The sequence below is a fragment of the Enterobacter cloacae complex sp. IR5450 genome (assembly GCF_049238665.1).
In the GTDB taxonomy this organism is placed as follows: domain Bacteria; phylum Pseudomonadota; class Gammaproteobacteria; order Enterobacterales; family Enterobacteriaceae; genus Enterobacter; species Enterobacter hormaechei_C.
Genome location: NZ_JBMKIC010000013.1, coordinates 30,613 through 48,116, shown reverse-complemented (window position 1 = coordinate 48,116; position 17,504 = coordinate 30,613). Strand labels below are relative to the sequence as shown.

Sequence of the window (17,504 nt, the reverse complement as noted above, 5' to 3'; positions counted from 1 at the left end):
ACCTCAACTCTTTGTATTAAGTGTAAAACAGTTGACTACTATCGCAGCGTTATACGGCGATAACAACCCATTAACGGCTCCATTTCCCAGCAGAGTATGCTGAAATCCAGACCGTGCGACCGGTTTCTTATTCATATCATTGTAAAACACGTATCCGAACTCTGTATGACAAGGTTCGGCGAAACCACGAGAAAACTCCTGTATTAACAAGAGCGCCCTTGTTCAGTTTTCACAAAGCGTGACCGGCTCTGGAATCCTGAGAAGCACCGAGATGGGTATAACATCGGCAGGTGTTTAGACCAGAAGTGCGGGTGGGAATCAAATGCGCGCCAGAACGGCTGCGCTGAATGAGCGGAAAACGATGGTTCATTATCTGGTATCACCTCCACGGCCGCCTCTGCTGAAACGGACCACAAGCCAAAGCTAAAAGTTCACTGCTTAACCCGGCTGGAAGTGGCGACACGATGTGTTCATCGAGCGCTTATTTTATATGAGCCGCGCGCCGCGTTTTATACCGAGAAGGTCGCTAAAAAGCAAAACAAAAATGCGCAGGTTGCCAGCGTCGTCAGCAAAAATTTCCAGCAGCGTTTTCAACGCAATGAGAGGTGAGTCAAAAAAAACTGGAAATCGGGTGAAGAAGTGACCTAAAATAGACGTCCAGATGTTAATCCATCCATACCGATTAACACTCAGACTGCCAGTGTCAAAATCCTGTAGGCCTTGGTAGAATTATCTCCTATGGCTATTCCACACAGCAGCTTGAGCTAACCAAATTCCTCTTAGGTGAAATAAAACATGGCAAAACACCTGTTTACGTCCGAGTCCGTATCAGAAGGACATCCTGATAAAATTGCTGACCAAATCTCCGATGCGGTGCTGGATGCGATCCTCGCGCAGGATCCAAAGGCGCGCGTAGCGTGTGAAACCTATGTCAAAACCGGCATGGTTCTGGTTGGCGGTGAGATCACCACCAGCGCATGGGTTGATATCGAAGAGATCACCCGTAACACGGTGCGTGAGATCGGCTATGTACATTCTGATATGGGCTTTGATGCCAACTCCTGCGCCGTACTGAGCGCGATTGGCAAACAGTCTCCGGACATCAACCAGGGCGTTGACCGTGCCGATCCGCTGGAACAGGGCGCGGGCGACCAGGGCCTGATGTTCGGCTACGCAACCAACGAAACCGACGTACTGATGCCAGCGCCGGTGACCTACGCACACCGTCTGGTGCAGCGTCAGGCTGAAGTGCGTAAAAACGGCACTCTGCCGTGGCTGCGTCCGGATGCGAAAAGCCAGGTGACCTTCCAGTATGACGACGGGAAAATCGTCGGTATTGATGCCGTGGTTCTTTCCACGCAGCATGCTGAAGAGATTGACCAGAAATCCCTGCAAGAAGCGGTGATGGAAGAGATCATCAAGCCGGTTCTGCCAACTGAATGGCTGAGCTCTGCGACCAAATTCTTCATCAACCCAACCGGACGCTTTGTTATCGGCGGCCCAATGGGTGACTGCGGTCTGACCGGTCGTAAAATCATCGTAGATACCTACGGCGGCATGGCACGTCACGGCGGCGGCGCATTCTCCGGTAAAGATCCGTCTAAAGTTGACCGTTCTGCCGCGTACGCTGCACGTTATGTGGCGAAAAACATCGTTGCTGCCGGTCTGGCTGACCGCTGTGAAATTCAGGTTTCCTACGCCATCGGCGTGGCTGAGCCAACCTCCATCATGGTGGAAACCTTCGGTACTGAAAAAGTGCCTTCTGAACAGCTGACCCTGCTGGTGCGTGAGTTCTTCGACCTGCGTCCATACGGTCTGATTCAGATGCTGGATCTGCTGCACCCAATCTACCAGGAAACCGCAGCGTACGGTCACTTTGGTCGCGAACATTTCCCATGGGAAAAAACCGACAAAGCCGCCCTGCTGCGTGATGCTGCCGGTCTGAAATAATCGACTGCCAGCAGCTTAAACAGGCCAGCCTTTGTGCTGGCCTTTTTTATGTCGGGTGGCGGCTATGCCTTACCCGACCTACGGGTAGTGAGTTTTTGTAGACCGGGTAAGGCGCAGCAGCCACCCGACAATGTTTGGAACCGTTTACACCTCACTCTCTATACCCCGCTTTCAGAATATTCTCTTTGCATGATCGCATTTCTTCTGCTGTTACATTCCCTTTCAGTTAAGTCTGAAATTTGTGCAAACGCGATGCACATCAATTAATTTACCTCTATATTTTCAAAGCTTTAATTATTTTTACGGTTACAAGCCAGTGTAACCGATTACACCGTTGTGATTTGACTCACATATTTTTATGAGCCGCTCACCTACTCTTAATATCGTAAAAACTGATAACCCAACTGGAGGGCATAATGCCTGACAATAATAAACAGGGGCGTACGTCCAATAAGGCAATGACGTTCTTCGTCTGCTTCCTCGCCGCTCTGGCAGGATTACTCTTTGGCCTGGATATTGGCGTAATTGCCGGTGCATTACCTTTCATCACCGATGAGTTCCAGATTAGCGCACACACTCAGGAATGGGTGGTTAGCTCCATGATGTTCGGTGCCGCCGTCGGCGCGGTCGGCAGCGGCTGGCTCTCCTTTAAGCTCGGGCGTAAAAAGAGCCTGATGATTGGCGCGATCCTGTTCGTTGCCGGCTCACTGTTCTCTGCCGCTGCGCCTAATGTTGAAGTGCTGATCATCTCCCGCGTGCTGCTCGGTCTGGCAGTGGGCGTGGCGTCTTATACTGCCCCGCTGTACCTGTCTGAAATCGCTCCGGAAAAAATCCGCGGCAGCATGATTTCCATGTATCAGCTGATGATCACCATCGGTATTCTGGGGGCTTATCTCTCCGATACCGCATTCAGCTACAGCGGCGCATGGCGCTGGATGCTGGGCGTCATCATCATTCCTGCCATCCTGCTGCTGATTGGCGTCTTCTTCCTGCCGGACAGTCCGCGCTGGTTCGCCGCCAAACGCCGCTTCCATGATGCCGAACGCGTGCTCTTACGCCTGCGTGATACCAGCGCCGAAGCCAAAAACGAGCTGGAAGAGATCCGCGAAAGCCTGAAGGTCAAACAGTCCGGCTGGGCGCTGTTCAAAGAGAACAGCAACTTCCGCCGCGCGGTGTTCCTCGGCGTGCTGTTACAGATCATGCAACAGTTCACCGGGATGAACGTCATCATGTATTACGCGCCGAAAATCTTCGAACTGGCGGGCTACACCAACACCACCGAGCAGATGTGGGGCACCGTGATCGTTGGCCTGACCAACGTGCTGGCGACCTTTATCGCTATCGGTCTGGTGGACCGCTGGGGACGTAAGCCAACCCTGACGCTGGGCTTCCTGGTGATGGCCGTCGGGATGGGCGTGCTGGGTACCATGATGCACATGGGCATTCACTCCCCAACGGCACAGTACTTCGCCGTGGCGATGCTGCTGATGTTTATCATTGGGTTTGCGATGAGCGCCGGTCCGCTGATTTGGGTGCTGTGCTCTGAGATCCAGCCGCTGAAAGGACGTGATTTTGGCATCACCTGCTCTACCGCGACCAACTGGATTGCCAACATGATCGTCGGCGCAACGTTCCTGACCATGCTTAATACTCTGGGTAATGCCAACACCTTCTGGGTCTACGCCGGTCTGAACCTGTTCTTTATTGTTCTCACTATCTGGCTGGTTCCTGAAACCAAACATGTTTCACTGGAACACATTGAACGTAACCTGATGAAAGGTCGTCCTCTGCGCGAAATCGGCGCACACGACTGATCCTCCTGCGGGAGGCGCCTCTTGCGCCTCCCCGCTTCCCGCTTTATGCTCTGCCCCTATGAAAGCACCCCGTCTCCCCATCGCCATTCAGCAAGCCGTTATGCGCAGCCTGCGGGAAAAACTCGCCCAGGCCAACCTGAAGCTCGGCCGCAATTATCCTGAACCGAAGCTGGTCTATCAGCAGCGTGGCACCGCGGCAGGTACCGCCTGGCTGGAATCGTATGAGATCCGCCTCAACCCGGTGTTGATGATGGAAAATCAGCAGGCGTTTATCGAAGAAGTGGTGCCGCACGAGCTGGCGCATCTGCTGGTGTGGAAGCACTTTGGCCGCGTCGCGCCGCACGGCAAAGAGTGGAAGTGGATGATGGAGGCGGTGCTCGGCGTTCCGGCCCGTCGCACCCATCAGTTCGAGCTGGAATCGGTACGCCGCAATACCTTCCCCTACCGCTGCCAGTGCCAGCAGCACCAGCTTACCGTCCGCCGCCATAACCGCGTAGTGCGGGGCGAGGCGACCTACCGCTGCGTTAAATGCGGCGAACCGCTGGTTGCGGAATAATCACGCGAACTTTCAGGAACTTTCCTGATCTGACTGATTGCATACGGGAACAACATTCGTTACGTTGCGGGCTCGTTTTGACACGGAGTGTAAGATGTCCCGTAATGTTTCTCTCGCGGTCGCTTTTCTGGCGACAGCGCTCTCCGGCCATGCTCTGGCCGACGGTATTCACAGTTTCTCTCAGGCAAAAACCGCAGGCGTAAAGATTAACGCCGACGTACCGGGTGATTTCTACTGCGGCTGTAAAATTAACTGGCAGGGTAAGAAAGGGGTCGTGGATCTGGGATCCTGCGGCTATAAGGTGCGCAAGAACGAGAACCGCGCCAGCCGAATCGAATGGGAACACGTCGTTCCGGCCTGGCAGTTTGGCCACCAGCGCCAGTGCTGGCAGGACGGTGGACGTAAAAATTGCGCAAAAGATCCGGTCTACCGCCAGATGGAAAGCGATATGCACAACCTGCAACCCGCCGTGGGTGAGGTCAATGGCGACCGCGGAAACTTCATGTACAGCCAGTGGAACGGTGGCGAAGGCCAGTACGGTCAGTGCGCCATGAAGGTCGATTTCAAAGAGAAAGTCGCCGAACCGCCTGCCCGCGCGCGCGGTAGCATCGCCCGCACTTATTTCTATATGCGCGACCGCTACGATCTCAATCTTTCCCGCCAGCAGACGCAGCTCTTCAATGCCTGGGACAAGCTCTACCCGGTGACGGACTGGGAATGCCAGCGCGACGAACGTATCGCCAAAGTCCAGGGGAATCACAACCCTTACGTCCAGCGGGCTTGCCAGGCGCAAAAGAGCTAACCTACACTACGGCAATTCGCTTATATCGCATGACACATGGAATTTCTGACTATGCGCATCCCTCGCATCTATCACCCTGAACTGATTACCCCAGGCGGCGAAATCGCCCTGTCTGATGATGCCGCAAACCATGTAGGCCGCGTGCTGCGCATGGGTGCAGGCCAGGCGATTCAGCTCTTTGACGGCTCTAATCAGGTTTTCGACGCTGAAATTACGCGCGCCGATAAAAAAAGCGTGCACGTGAAGGTGCTGCGTGGCGACGTGGACGACCGGGAATCCCCGCTGCACATTCACCTGGGCCAGGTGATGTCGCGTGGGGAAAAAATGGAGTTCACCATTCAGAAATCCATTGAACTGGGTGTAAGCCTCATTACGCCACTTTTTTCTGAGCGCTGCGGCGTTAAACTGGATGCGGAACGTCTGAACAAAAAGATCCAGCAGTGGCAAAAAATTGCCATTGCGGCCTGCGAACAGAGCGGCCGCAATCGTATCCCGGAGATCCGCCCGGCGATGGATCTGGAGGACTGGTGTGCAGAAGAGGAAAGCGGGCTTAAGCTTAATCTTCATCCGCGCGCCAGCGCCAGCATCAATACGCTGCCGCTGCCCGTTGAGCGTGTACGCCTGCTGATTGGCCCGGAAGGCGGCCTGTCGGCTGACGAAATTGCCATGACGGCGCGTTACCAGTTTACTGATATTCTGTTGGGACCTCGCGTTCTGCGCACTGAGACAACGGCACTCACCGCCATTACCGCGCTACAGGTGCGATTTGGCGATCTGGGTTGAAGCAAAGACCCATAACCGGAGAAGAAGATGATTAAGCTCGGCATCGTGATGGACCCCATCGCAAACATTAACATCAAGAAAGACTCCAGCTTCGCTATGCTGCTGGAAGCGCAGCGTCGCGGCTATGAACTCCACTACATGGAGATGAACGATCTTTACCTGATCAACGGTGAAGCCCGCGCACGCACCCGCATCGTTAACGTCGAGCAGAACTACGAAAAATGGTACGAATTCGGTACCGAGCAGGATATTGCCCTGGCCGACCTCAACGTCATCCTGATGCGTAAAGATCCGCCGTTCGACACCGAATACATTTATTCCACCTATATCCTTGAGCGTGCCGAAGAGAAAGGCACGCTGATCGTCAACAAGCCGCAGAGCCTGCGCGACTGCAACGAGAAGCTCTATACCGCATGGTTCTCTGACCTGACGCCGGAAACGCTCGTCACCCGCAGCAAAACGCAGCTGAAAGAATTCTGGCAGAAGCACGGCGACATCATCATGAAACCCCTGGACGGCATGGGCGGCGCGTCGATCTTCCGGGTGAAAGAGGGCGATCCGAACATTGGCGTGATTGCCGAAACGCTGACCGAGCTGGGAACCCGCTTCTGTATGGCACAGAACTATCTGCCAGCCATTAAAGACGGCGACAAGCGTGTGCTGGTCGTAGACGGCGAGCCGGTGCCTTACTGCCTGGCGCGTATTCCGCAGGGAGGGGAAACCCGTGGCAACCTGGCGGCTGGCGGCCGTGGCGAACCGCGTCCGTTAAGCGAAAGCGACTGGGAAATTGCCCGCCGCGTCGGCCCTACGCTTAAAGCCAAAGGCCTGATCTTCGTTGGCCTCGATATCATCGGCGATCGTCTGACCGAAGTGAACGTCACCAGCCCAACCTGCATTCGTGAAATCGAAGCGGAATTCCCGATCTCGATCACCGGAATGCTGATGGACGCTATCGAAAAACGTTTACAGAAATAACCTGTGACAGCGCCTGTGTTTATCCCCATACTGGGCGCTGTCGCTTTTTAAACCAGGAAACAGTACCTCTGACAATGAATTTACAGCATCACTTTCTTATTGCCATGCCTGCTCTCCAGGATCCGATTTTCCGCCGCGCCGTGGTCTATATTTGTGAATACAACGAAGACGGCGCGATGGGGATTATCATCAATAAGCCGCTGGAAAACCTTCAGGTTGAAGGGATTCTGGACAAGCTGAAAATCCCTGCTGAAGCGCGGCTGCCGGAAATCCGTCTCGATAAACCGGTGATGCTCGGCGGCCCGCTTGCAGAAGATCGTGGTTTTATCCTGCATACCCCGCCGGTTTTCTCGTCCAGCATTCGTATCTCCGATAACACCGTCGTCACCACCTCTCGCGATGTGCTCGAAACACTGGGCACGGCAAATCAGCCTTCTGAGGTGCTGGTTGCGCTCGGTTACGCCTCCTGGGAAAAAGGGCAGCTGGAACAAGAAATTCTGGACAACGCCTGGCTGACGGCCCCTGCGGATATGAATATCCTGTTTAAAACCCCTATCGCCGATCGCTGGCGTGACGCGGCAAAACTGATTGGCATTGATATTCTGACCATGCCTGGCGTTGCGGGGCACGCGTAATGAGCGGCACCCTTCTCGCCTTCGACTTCGGCACCAAAAGCATCGGCGTCGCTGTGGGTCAACGGATCACCGGCACCGCTCGCCCGCTCACTGCGCTGAAAGCTAACGACGGCACGCCGGACTGGAACCTTATTGAGCGCTTGCTCAAAGAGTGGCAGCCGGACGACGTGATTGTCGGTCTGCCGCTGAACATGGACGGTACCGAGCAGCCGCTTACCGCCCGCGCGCGCAAGTTCGCGAACAAAATCCATGGCCGCTTTGGTGTCTCCGTTAAGCTGCACGATGAACGTTTGAGCACCGTCGAGGCACGCGCTGGCCTGTTCGAGCACGGTGGCTTCCGGGCGTTGAACAAAGGCAGCGTGGATTCAGCTTCAGCCGTCATTATCCTCGAAAGCTATTTCGAACAGGGTTACTGAGCGCAGGGGTCTACAGCCGCCCCTGCGCCCGTCGCTCCGCCAGACTCTGCTCAAAGTTCTGCATCCCCGCCTGCTGCCCCGTTTGAATAATGCCCGGCAGTTGCCAGGTTTTGCCTTCGCGGATCAGGTTTGCCGCCGCCGACGTATTCACCAGTAGCTCATACAGCGCCACGCGCCCGCCCTGGACATCCTGACGCAGCTTCTGCGCCAGAACCGCACGCAGGCTTCCCGCCAGCTGATTACGCACCGGATCTTTCTCCTGCGCCGGAAAGGTATCGACCAGGCGCTCGATCGCCTGCGCCGCACCGCGCGTGTGCAGCGTGGCCAACACCAGATGGCCGGTTTCCGCCGCCGTCAGCGCCAGGCGTATCGTCTCGCTGTCGCGCAGCTCACCAAGCAGAATCACATCCGGATCTTCACGCAGCGCGCTGCGCAGGGCCTCGGCAAAGGACGGGCTGTGCAGGCCTATCTCCCGCTGCTGGATCAGGCAACGTTCACTCTGGTACATAAACTCCACCGGATCTTCCAGGGTCAGAATATGCCCGTCCGTCTGGTGATTGAGGAAATCGACCATCGCGGCCAGGGTGGTCGATTTCCCGCTGCCGGTGGCGCCGGTGACCAGAATCAGGCCATTGTCATTGGACAAAAGCTCCGGGATCGCTCGCGGCACACCTAACGCAGAGAGCTGCGGGCACGTCAGCGGCAACAGGCGCAGCGCGATCGAAACGCCGTGCATATGCTTAAACGCACTGCCGCGCAGCCGCTGACGGTCTGCGAGGGTAACGGCAAAATCCACCTGCCCATTTGCCCACCAGGCGCCCTGCTGTTCGTCGTTGAGCCACGCTTTTAATAATGCCTCCACATCCGGGGGCGGAAACGGCGCAGGTTCAAGACGGCCTGACCTGCGCCAGCGCGGTGGTGAATCACTGCACAGGTGTAGATCGGAGACGTTATGCTTTACACTAAGGGCCACAATTTCTTCCACATCCATAGACTACTCCTCGGAAAATGAACGACATTGCGCATAACCTGGCACAGGTCCGGGACAAAATCTCAGCCGCGGCAACGCGTTGCGGCCGTGCTCCAGAAGAAATTACATTGCTTGCAGTCAGCAAAACCAAGCCTGCGAGCGCCATCGCAGAAGCGATAGCCGCCGGTCATCGTGCCTTTGGTGAAAACTATGTGCAGGAAGGCGTAGATAAGATTCTCGCTTTCCGGGAACGGGGAAATGCAGACCTGCAATGGCACTTTATCGGTCCGCTACAGTCGAACAAAAGCCGTCTGGTAGCAGAGCACTTCGACTGGTGTCACACCATCGATCGTCTGCGTATCGCTACCCGTTTGAGCGACCAGCGCCCTATTGAGATGCCAGCGCTTAACGTGCTAATTCAAATCAACATCAGCGATGAAAACAGCAAGTCCGGCATTACGCTGAGCGAACTGGATGCGCTGGCGGCGGACGTAGCGGCGCTGCCGCGCTTAACCCTGCGCGGGCTGATGGCTATCCCGGCGCCAGAGTCAAGTTATGAAAGGCAGTTTGCCGTAGCACAGCAAATGGCTGTAGCATTTGAGGCGCTTAAAGCGCGCTATGACACGGTAGACACGCTTTCTCTGGGCATGTCGGATGATATGGAAGCCGCCATCGCGGCAGGCAGCACCATGGTGCGCATCGGCACGGCAATTTTCGGTGCGCGCGATTACCCCCAATAATAAGGAAACCTGAGGAACGCCATGAAGACGTTGACTTTCCTGCTTTCAACGGTCATTGAACTGTATACGATGGCGCTGCTGTTGCGCGTCTGGATGCAGTGGGCCCGTTGTGATTTTTACAATCCATTCTCACAATTTATCGTGAAAATCACGCAGCCCATTGTGGGGCCGCTTCGCCGCATCATTCCGGCAATGGGGCCGATTGACAGTTCATCTCTGCTGATGGCGTTTATTCTGAGCGTTATCAAAGCGATCGTGCTGTTTATGGTCATCACTTTCCAGCCGATTATCTGGATTTCAGCCGTTCTGATCCTGGTTAAAACCGTCGGCTCGCTGATCTTCTGGGTCCTGCTGGTGATGGCGATCATGAGCTGGGTAAGCCGGGGCCGTAGCCCGGTGGAGTACGCGTTGATTCAGCTGACGGAACCGTTGCTGCGTCCAATTCGTAGCCTGCTGCCTGCGATGGGCGGAATCGACTTCTCACCGATGCTTCTCGTTCTGCTGCTGTACGTGCTGAATATGGGTATCGCGGAACTGTTACAGGCGACGGGTAATATGCTGCTGCCGGGGCTGTGGATGGCGTTATGAGTGCAGTTAGCCCCTGCGCCGACGGGCTGGTTTTACGGCTGTACATTCAGCCGAAAGCCAGCCGCGACAGTATTGTTGGGCTGCATGGCGACGAGCTAAAAGTCGCCATCACGGCCCCGCCGGTTGACGGCCAGGCGAATGCGCATCTGACCAAATATCTGGCTAAACAGTTTCGCGTCGCTAAAAGCCAGGTCATCATTGAGAAAGGTGAACTTGGCCGGCATAAACAGGTAAAAATCCTTAACCCGCAATCTATCCCGACGGAAGTCGCGGCTCTGACAGAACAGGACTAAACCATGCAGAAAGTTGTTCTCGCCACCGGTAACGCCGGTAAAGTGCGCGAGCTGGCCTCGCTATTAAATGATTTTGGGCTGGACGTGGTGGCTCAGACCGAGCTGGGCGTGGACTCCGCCGAAGAGACCGGCCTGACGTTTATCGAAAACGCCATTCTGAAAGCGCGCCATGCGGCGCAGGTAACCGGACTGCCCGCGATTGCCGATGATTCCGGTCTGGCCGTGGATTTTCTGGGCGGTGCGCCGGGGATTTACTCCGCCCGCTATTCCGGGCCGGACGCCACCGACCAGCAGAACCTGGAAAAGCTGCTTGTGGCCCTGAAAGACGTTCCTGACGAACAGCGTACCGCGCAGTTCCACTGCGTGCTGGTCTACATGCGTCACGCGGAAGATCCCACGCCGATTGTCTGTCACGGCAGCTGGCCGGGCGTGATCACCCGTGAAGCGGCGGGCAACGGCGGCTTTGGTTACGACCCGATTTTCTTTGTCCCGACCGAGGGCAAAACCGCTGCGGAACTCACCCGCGAAGAGAAAAGCGCGATCTCCCACCGTGGACGCGCCCTGAAACTGTTACTGGAAGCACTGCGTAATGGCTAATTTGCCGCCTCTGAGTCTTTATATTCACATCCCATGGTGCGTGCAGAAATGTCCGTACTGTGATTTCAACTCGCACGCGCTGAAGGGTGAAGTGCCGCACGATGATTACGTCGCGCATCTGCTGGCCGATCTGGATGCCGATGTACCGTACGCACAGGGACGTGAAGTGAAGACCATTTTTATTGGTGGCGGTACGCCGAGCCTGCTTTCAGGCCCGGCGATGCAGACGCTGCTGGACGGTGTGCGCGCACGCCTGAACCTGGCAGCGGATGCTGAAATTACGATGGAAGCCAACCCCGGCACCGTTGAGGCCGACCGTTTTGTCGAGTACCAGCGTGCGGGCGTGAACCGTATCTCTATCGGCGTGCAGAGCTTTAGCGAGCCAAAGCTGAAGCGTCTGGGGCGCATTCACGGCCCGGAAGAGGCAAAGCGCGCGGCAAACCTGGCAACGGGGCTTGGGCTGCGCAGCTTTAACCTCGACCTGATGCACGGCCTGCCGGATCAGTCGCTCGAAGAAGCGCTTGACGATTTGCGTCAGGCGATTGAACTGAACCCGCCGCATCTGTCGTGGTATCAGTTGACCATTGAACCGAACACCCTGTTTGGTTCGCGCCCGCCGGTGCTGCCGGACGACGACGCGCTGTGGGATATCTTCGAGCAGGGCCACCAGCTTTTGACCGCGGCGGGATATCAGCAATACGAAACGTCGGCGTATGCGAAGCCGGGCTATCAGTGTCAGCACAATCTGAACTACTGGCGTTTTGGCGACTATCTCGGAATTGGCTGCGGTGCGCACGGCAAGGTGACCTTCCCGGACGGACGCATTCTGCGTACCGCCAAAACGCGTCATCCGCGCGGGTATATGGAAGGCCGCTACCTGGAGCGTCAGCACGACGTCGAGGCGGTGGATAAGCCGTTTGAGTTCTTTATGAACCGCTTCCGTCTGCTGGAAGCCGCTCCGCGCGCGGAATTTACGCGTTATACCGGGCTGCCGGAGTCAGTGATTCGCCCGCAGATTGACGAGGCGCTGGCGCAGGGGTATCTGACCGAGTGTGATGAGTCCTGGCAGATCACCGAGTACGGCAAGCTGTTCCTGAACTCCCTTCTTGAGTTGTTCCTCGCTGAAAATCCTGAAGGCTGATTCAGAATTTTACATCCCGTTCTGCTGGCTGAGGGAAAGGCTGGCAGAGTGTGGGGATGGAAACAATACGTTCATACGCAAAGCAGCTCAGACGCGAGCTGACACAGGAAGAAAGACGGCTTTGGTATTTACTGCGCAGCCGCCGTTTCGAAAATTATAAATTTCGCCGACAGCACCCGGTAGGTAACTACATTCTGGATTTCGCCTGTTGCGCGGCTCGGCTGGCCGTTGAGCTGGATGGCGGACAACATGATGAAAATCAGGAATACGATCGACAAAGGACATTGTGGTTAAACCATAAGGACTGGCACGTCATTCGATTCTGGAACAACGAACTCTGGAATAACGAAGAGGCGGTGTTAGAAAGGATCCTTGAAACGCTGCAAGCGCTGCAACCCTCACCCCGGCCCTCTCCCTGAAAGGGAGAGGGGGCAAACATCCCCTCGCCCCTTTGGGGAGAGGGTTAGGGTGAGGGGCTAAGTGAATTACTTCAGCGTCCCCACCAGCGCCTTCCGGCTGTCTTCCAGCGACACCACGCGCTTACACACGTCTTTGCCGAACTGCTGGAAATCGGCTTCCTGATTCTTCCACTCGTTCTGAATCGAGGTTTGCAGTCCGCCCAGACTACCCAGTACACCCTGCAAAGGATTACCGCCACCCTTCAGCACCGCTTTGGCGCCCATCTCGTTGATGCTGTCCTGGAGAATGCCGCCCATCGCCTGGTTCACCAGCTGCTGACCGTCGGCACGCACCTGATCGATCGCCTTATAGTGGAACGTCAGGCCATCAGAGCGCGTCTCGATAATACGGTTCATCTGCTCTTTCAGCTGTTTATCCAGCTTCGTCAGGCGGGTGCGCATATTGCTGCTCTCCCCCACCTCTTTGGTGATGATTTTATCCAGCGCCACGCGGCTCTTTTCAACGCGGGTCAGCGCGCCATCGTTGATCCAGGGCAGCGCGGTACGCAACTCGGCCTGGTAGTCCATCGCCTGCTCGCGCTGGGCGGCCGTCAGGTTTTGCGGTTTGCCGTTAAAGGTCACGTTGCCATCCGGCGTAATCACCAGATTGCCATTCTCGCCCTTAACCTGCACGGTTTGCGGACTCAGCACCACGTCATCACGCGGGGTGACGCTACATTTATACTCCGCATGGGCGGTGGATCCGATTGCCAGTAAAGCAACAGCCAGCAACGTTTTGCGCATCTTTAACACTCCCTCAGACAAAATGGGCCAGCTAATGCTGGCCCGTTCTTGCTTTATTAGTCCCACCAAACGTCGAAAAGTTCGCTAACGCGGACATCTTCCAGTTTGTGGTCTTCAAGCCATTTGCGTACCAGCGCCTGATGCTCTTCGGTGCATTTCCCCACTTCCTGGGTGCAAATCAGACCTTCCCACGCCAGATAGCCGCTACCGTCGAAGGCCAGCTTGTTTGGCTCGATCACCTCGTTGATGAACGCATCAACGTCCTGATCGATCTGCTCAACGCTGGTGCCTTCCGGGAAACGCCAGGCAACGGAGAAACCCACTTCCTGGAATTCTTCGATGTGCATCTTTTTACGCAGACGACGGCTACGATTCTTTGCCATTATTTCACCCTCTCGAACATTAAGTCCCATACGCCGTGACCAAGACGATGGCCACGCTGTTCAAATTTTGTCACCGGACGTGAATCCGGACGCGGTACGTAGTCGTTGCTTTCAGACTGATTTTTATACCCGTCCAGGGACGACATCACTTCCAGCATATGTTCCGCATAAGGTTCCCAGTCGGTTGCCATGTGGAAAACGCCGCCCAGCTTGAGCTTACTTTTCACCAGCTCGGCAAACGGCGCCTGAACGATACGGCGTTTATTATGACGCGCTTTGTGCCATGGGTCAGGGAAAAAGAGCTGAACCATGTTCAAAGAATTGTCAGGAATCATTTTGTGCAGCACTTCCACCGCGTCGTGACACATGACGCGCAGGTTCTCAACGCCCTCTTCATGGGCCGTTGCCAGGCATGCGCCGACGCCCGGCGAATGTACTTCAATACCGAGGAAGTTCTGCTCCGGGCGCGCTTTCGCCATAGTGACCAGCGAGGTGCCCATACCAAAGCCGATCTCCAGGGTCACTGGCGCGTCGCGGCCAAACAGGTCGGTGAAGTCGAGCGGTTGCTCGCTGAACTCAACGCCCATCACCGGCCAGTAGTTGTCCAGCGCGTGTTGCTGCCCTTTTGTCAGGCGCCCCTGACGGCGGACAAAGCTGCGAATACGGCGCAGCGGGCGACCGTTTTCATCAAATTCCGGTGAAATGACGTCGTTTTTCATAAAAGAGTTGTCTGCTTGTGAGAATGTTCGGGAAACGGGCATTATCCAAAGTTAAGGCTTCTATGCAAGCATGGGAAAGATCCGGTTTACAGCAGATTGACGCTGTGCTGCAATCTGCGTCCCTGATTAAGCGAATCGATGACCATGCAAGCCTCTCAATTTTCAGCCCAGGTGCTGGACTGGTACGACAAATACGGGCGTAAAACCCTGCCCTGGCAAATTGAAAAAACGCCGTACAAAGTATGGCTCTCCGAGGTGATGTTGCAACAAACGCAGGTCGCGACGGTCATTCCTTACTTCGAGCGTTTTATGGCGCGCTTCCCGACAGTCACCGATCTGGCGAACGCCCCGTTGGACGAGGTGCTGCACCTGTGGACCGGGCTTGGCTATTACGCCCGCGCGCGCAACCTGCACAAGGCCGCACAGCAGGTCGCGACGCGCCACAACGGTAAATTCCCGGAAACCTTCGACGAGGTGGCGGATTTGCCCGGCGTCGGGCGTTCGACCGCAGGCGCAATCCTCTCCCTCTCTTTAGGCAAACATTTCCCTATTCTCGACGGCAACGTCAAGCGCGTGCTCGCACGCTGCTACGCCGTAGATGGCTGGCCGGGTAAGAAAGAGGTTGAGAAACGCCTGTGGGAGATAAGTGAAGCGGTCACTCCGGCGAAAGGGGTGGAGCGTTTTAACCAGGCGATGATGGATCTGGGCGCGATGGTCTGTACCCGTTCAAAACCGAAGTGCGAACTCTGCCCGGTAAACAACCTCTGCGTGGCCTATGCGAACCACACCTGGGCGCAGTATCCGGGGAAAAAACCGAAGCAGACGCTGCCTGAACGCACCGGGTACATGCTGCTGATGCAGCATGGCGACGAGGTGTTTCTCGCTCAGCGTCCGCCGAGTGGCCTGTGGGGTGGTCTATACTGCTTCCCACAGTTTGAGGATGAAGCCTCGCTTCGGGCATGGCTTGAACAGCGCGGCATTGCGGCCGAAACCCTGACGCAACTCAACGCGTTCCGTCATACCTTCAGCCATTTCCATCTGGACATTGTGCCGATGTGGCTTCCCGTGTCCTCATTCACGTCGTGCATGGATGAAGGCACCGCTCTCTGGTATAACTTAGCGCAACCGCCATCAGTCGGGCTGGCGGCTCCCGTGGAGCGCCTGTTACAGCAATTACGTGTCGGTGCAATGGTTTAGCATCGGCAAGACAAAGAGGAATGAGTATGGCCAGAACCATTTTTTGTACTTTCCTACAGCGCGACGCTGAAGGCCAGGATTTCCAGCTCTACCCGGGCGACCTGGGTAAGCGCATTTACAACGAGATCTCCAAAGAAGCCTGGGGACAGTGGCAGAAAAAACAGACCATGCTGATCAACGAGAAAAAGCTCAGCATGATGAACCCGGAACACCGCAAACTGCTGGAGCAGGAGATGGTGAACTTCCTGTTCGAGGGTAAAGACGTCCACATCGAAGGCTATACGCCACCGGAAAAATAATAACGCGCAGCTGCTGCCCGGCGGCGCTGCGCTTGCACGGGCCTACGGTTATGTAGGCCGGGTAAGCGCAGCGCCACCCGGCAACAGCAACCCCAAAGCAAACACAACACGCACTCCCGGAATGATGAAAAAACTTTTAGCGCTAGCCCTTGTTGCGCCGTTGCTTGTGTCTTGTTCTTCCAAAAAAGGCGATGAATACAACGAAGCCTGGGTCAAGGACACCAACGGTTTTGACATTTTGATGGGGCAGTTTGCCCACAACATCGAGAACATATGGGGATTTAACGAAGTTCTTATTGCCGGACCGAAGGACTACGTTAAGTACACCGACGCCTATCAGACCCGTAGCCACATCAACTTTGATGACGGTACGATTACGGTTGAAACCATCGCGGGGACTGAACCTGCGGCGCATTTACGTCAGGCCATCATTAAAACCCTGCTGATGGGCGACGATCCGGGGTCTATCGACCTCTACTCTGATGCCGATGACATCACCATCTCCAAAGAGCCGTTCCTGTATGGCCAGGTCGTTGACCAGACCGGTCAGCCGATCCGCTGGGAAGGCCGCGCCACGAAATTTGCCGACTATCTGCTGCAAACGCGCCTGAAAAGCCGTACCAACGGCCTGAAAGTGATCTACAGCGTCACCATCAACCTGGTGCCGAACCACCTCGACAAGCGTGCGCATAAGTATCTGGGCATGGTGCGTCAGGCGTCGCGTAAGTATGGCGTGGATGAGTCGCTGATCCTGGCGATTATGCAGACCGAGTCCTCGTTCAACCCCTACGCGGTAAGCCGTTCCGACGCGCTGGGGCTGATGCAGGTTGTGCAGCACAGCGCCGGTAAAGACGTGTTCCGCGCGCAGGGGAAATCCGGCACGCCGAGCCGCAGCTACCTGTTTGACCCGCAGAGCAACATTGATACCGGCACGGCCTATCTGGCGATGCTGAACAATGTCTATCTCGGCGGGATTGATAACCCAACCTCACGTCGCTATGCGGTGATCACCGCCTACAACGGCGGGGCGGGCAGCGTGCTGCGCGTCTTCTCAAATGACAAAGTGCAGGCCGCAAACATCATCAACAGCATGGCGCCAGGGGATGTGTACGCTACCCTCACCACCCGCCACCCGTCTGCGGAATCCCGCCGCTATCTGTATAAGGTGAATACGGCGCAGAAGAACTATCGTCGCCGCTAAAAACCAACACCACCCCTCACCCTGCCCTCTCCCCAAAGGGGAGAGGGTGTTCAAGTTCCCTCTCCCCTTTGGGGAGAGGGTTAGGGTGAGGGGGCATCAGGCCGCACTCATCCCCCCCACCCATACGAAAATGCTATTTGCATCACAATCCAGACTGCAAATTAATGTGGATTGCATTTTTTTGCGGGAGGTAACAAAACATAACGTTGCCAACTGATAGAATTGCATCAAATAACAACCCTG

23 protein-coding genes are annotated in these 17,504 nt (G+C 55.9%); 17 read left to right on the top strand and 6 right to left on the bottom strand.

The annotated features are described in order from the left end of the window. Positions 1 to 3: 3 nt before the first annotated feature. Positions 4 to 135, bottom strand: coding sequence for an acid stress response protein YqgB (yqgB, locus tag ACOTYB_RS12280; RefSeq protein ID WP_057979949.1), 132 nt, complete (start codon positions 133 to 135; stop codon positions 4 to 6). Between the two features lie 94 nt (positions 136 to 229). Further along, the gene (locus tag ACOTYB_RS12275; protein ID WP_418235904.1) at positions 230 to 370 is read right to left on the bottom strand and encodes a hypothetical protein; all 141 of its coding nucleotides are present in this window, start codon (positions 368 to 370) and stop codon (positions 230 to 232) included. A gap of 425 nt (positions 371 to 795) precedes the next feature. Between ACOTYB_RS12275 and metK the strand changes: the two genes are divergently transcribed. The 8 genes from metK (at position 796) to ruvX (ending at position 7,931) form a co-directional block, all read left to right on the top strand. Continuing rightward, complete coding sequence (gene metK, locus ACOTYB_RS12270) at positions 796 to 1,950, top strand: methionine adenosyltransferase (RefSeq protein WP_003860037.1); 1,155 nt, start codon at positions 796 to 798, stop codon at positions 1,948 to 1,950. 416 nt (positions 1,951 to 2,366) lie between these two features. Then, on the top strand, positions 2,367 to 3,764 hold the full coding sequence (gene galP, locus ACOTYB_RS12265; RefSeq protein WP_015571832.1) for a galactose/proton symporter: 1,398 nt from the start codon (positions 2,367 to 2,369) through the stop codon (positions 3,762 to 3,764). A 58-nt stretch (positions 3,765 to 3,822) separates the two neighbouring features. Next, positions 3,823 to 4,320: a SprT family zinc-dependent metalloprotease gene (locus ACOTYB_RS12260; RefSeq protein ID WP_003860035.1), complete on the top strand. Its 498-nt coding sequence runs from the start codon at positions 3,823 to 3,825 to the stop codon at positions 4,318 to 4,320. 94 nt (positions 4,321 to 4,414) lie between these two features. Beyond that, positions 4,415 to 5,122, top strand: a complete 708-nt coding sequence (gene endA / locus ACOTYB_RS12255; RefSeq protein ID WP_003860034.1) for a deoxyribonuclease I — start codon at positions 4,415 to 4,417, stop codon at positions 5,120 to 5,122. 51 nt (positions 5,123 to 5,173) lie between these two features. Next, positions 5,174 to 5,905 carry a 16S rRNA (uracil(1498)-N(3))-methyltransferase gene (rsmE, locus tag ACOTYB_RS12250; RefSeq protein ID WP_017382923.1) on the top strand — a complete coding sequence of 244 codons (732 nt, stop codon included), beginning with the start codon at positions 5,174 to 5,176 and terminating at the stop codon, positions 5,903 to 5,905. Positions 5,906 to 5,932: 27 nt separating this feature from the next. Next, positions 5,933 to 6,880, top strand: a complete 948-nt coding sequence (gene gshB / locus ACOTYB_RS12245) for a glutathione synthase (protein WP_220153329.1) — start codon at positions 5,933 to 5,935, stop codon at positions 6,878 to 6,880. Between the two features lie 74 nt (positions 6,881 to 6,954). Then, the gene (locus ACOTYB_RS12240; protein WP_022649353.1) at positions 6,955 to 7,515 is read left to right on the top strand and encodes a YqgE/AlgH family protein; all 561 of its coding nucleotides are present in this window, start codon (positions 6,955 to 6,957) and stop codon (positions 7,513 to 7,515) included. After that, positions 7,515 to 7,931, top strand: a complete 417-nt coding sequence (gene ruvX, locus ACOTYB_RS12235) for a Holliday junction resolvase RuvX (RefSeq protein ID WP_006811925.1) — start codon at positions 7,515 to 7,517, stop codon at positions 7,929 to 7,931. Before ACOTYB_RS12240 ends, ruvX begins: the two co-directional genes overlap by 1 nt. A gap of 10 nt (positions 7,932 to 7,941) precedes the next feature. On the opposite strand, the gene ACOTYB_RS12230 is transcribed toward ruvX, so the two are convergent. Continuing rightward, positions 7,942 to 8,922, bottom strand: coding sequence for a type IV pilus twitching motility protein PilT (locus ACOTYB_RS12230; protein ID WP_045332866.1), 981 nt, complete (start codon positions 8,920 to 8,922; stop codon positions 7,942 to 7,944). Positions 8,923 to 8,939: 17 nt separating this feature from the next. Here ACOTYB_RS12230 and ACOTYB_RS12225 point away from each other — a divergent pair, with 17 nt between their 5' ends. From ACOTYB_RS12225 to ACOTYB_RS12200, 6 genes are read left to right on the top strand one after another with little or no spacing between them, the layout of a single operon-like run. Then, complete coding sequence (locus tag ACOTYB_RS12225; protein ID WP_032610102.1) at positions 8,940 to 9,641, top strand: YggS family pyridoxal phosphate-dependent enzyme; 702 nt, start codon at positions 8,940 to 8,942, stop codon at positions 9,639 to 9,641. A 21-nt stretch (positions 9,642 to 9,662) separates the two neighbouring features. Then, positions 9,663 to 10,229: a YggT family protein gene (locus ACOTYB_RS12220; protein WP_003860024.1), complete on the top strand. Its 567-nt coding sequence runs from the start codon at positions 9,663 to 9,665 to the stop codon at positions 10,227 to 10,229. Next, complete coding sequence (gene yggU / locus ACOTYB_RS12215; RefSeq protein ID WP_003860023.1) at positions 10,226 to 10,522, top strand: DUF167 family protein YggU; 297 nt, start codon at positions 10,226 to 10,228, stop codon at positions 10,520 to 10,522. The genes ACOTYB_RS12220 and yggU overlap by 4 nt, the downstream gene beginning before the upstream one ends. 3 nt (positions 10,523 to 10,525) lie before the next feature. Next, complete coding sequence (locus tag ACOTYB_RS12210) at positions 10,526 to 11,119, top strand: XTP/dITP diphosphatase (RefSeq protein WP_022651831.1); 594 nt, start codon at positions 10,526 to 10,528, stop codon at positions 11,117 to 11,119. Then, positions 11,112 to 12,260 carry a radical SAM family heme chaperone HemW gene (gene hemW / locus ACOTYB_RS12205; protein WP_023323732.1) on the top strand — a complete coding sequence of 383 codons (1,149 nt, stop codon included), beginning with the start codon at positions 11,112 to 11,114 and terminating at the stop codon, positions 12,258 to 12,260. The genes ACOTYB_RS12210 and hemW overlap by 8 nt, the downstream gene beginning before the upstream one ends. A gap of 56 nt (positions 12,261 to 12,316) precedes the next feature. After that, positions 12,317 to 12,679 carry an endonuclease domain-containing protein gene (locus ACOTYB_RS12200; RefSeq protein WP_022651832.1) on the top strand — a complete coding sequence of 121 codons (363 nt, stop codon included), beginning with the start codon at positions 12,317 to 12,319 and terminating at the stop codon, positions 12,677 to 12,679. A 66-nt stretch (positions 12,680 to 12,745) separates the two neighbouring features. Here ACOTYB_RS12200 and ACOTYB_RS12195 read toward each other — a convergent pair whose 3' ends face one another. The 3 genes from ACOTYB_RS12195 to trmB are packed head-to-tail and all read right to left on the bottom strand — an operon-like array spanning position 12,746 to position 14,564. After that, positions 12,746 to 13,462 (bottom strand): DUF2884 domain-containing protein, encoded by a 717-nt coding sequence (locus ACOTYB_RS12195; RefSeq protein WP_003862419.1) that lies wholly within the window; start codon positions 13,460 to 13,462, stop codon positions 12,746 to 12,748. A 56-nt stretch (positions 13,463 to 13,518) separates the two neighbouring features. Next, the gene (locus ACOTYB_RS12190; RefSeq protein WP_003862421.1) at positions 13,519 to 13,845 is read right to left on the bottom strand and encodes a YggL family protein; all 327 of its coding nucleotides are present in this window, start codon (positions 13,843 to 13,845) and stop codon (positions 13,519 to 13,521) included. After that, positions 13,845 to 14,564, bottom strand: a complete 720-nt coding sequence (gene trmB / locus ACOTYB_RS12185; protein ID WP_015571843.1) for a tRNA (guanosine(46)-N7)-methyltransferase TrmB — start codon at positions 14,562 to 14,564, stop codon at positions 13,845 to 13,847. The genes ACOTYB_RS12190 and trmB overlap by 1 nt, the downstream gene beginning before the upstream one ends. A 144-nt stretch (positions 14,565 to 14,708) precedes the next feature. Here trmB and mutY point away from each other — a divergent pair, with 144 nt between their 5' ends. From mutY to mltC, 3 genes are all read left to right on the top strand, one after another. After that, complete coding sequence (mutY, locus tag ACOTYB_RS12180; RefSeq protein ID WP_023314826.1) at positions 14,709 to 15,761, top strand: A/G-specific adenine glycosylase; 1,053 nt, start codon at positions 14,709 to 14,711, stop codon at positions 15,759 to 15,761. A gap of 26 nt (positions 15,762 to 15,787) precedes the next feature. Next, positions 15,788 to 16,060 carry an oxidative damage protection protein gene (locus ACOTYB_RS12175; protein ID WP_003862425.1) on the top strand — a complete coding sequence of 91 codons (273 nt, stop codon included), beginning with the start codon at positions 15,788 to 15,790 and terminating at the stop codon, positions 16,058 to 16,060. 124 nt (positions 16,061 to 16,184) lie between these two features. Next, a complete protein-coding gene (mltC, locus tag ACOTYB_RS12170) occupies positions 16,185 to 17,261 on the top strand; it encodes a membrane-bound lytic murein transglycosylase MltC (RefSeq protein WP_003862427.1) in 1,077 nt (358 codons plus the stop codon). Positions 17,262 to 17,504: the final 243 nt, after the last annotated feature.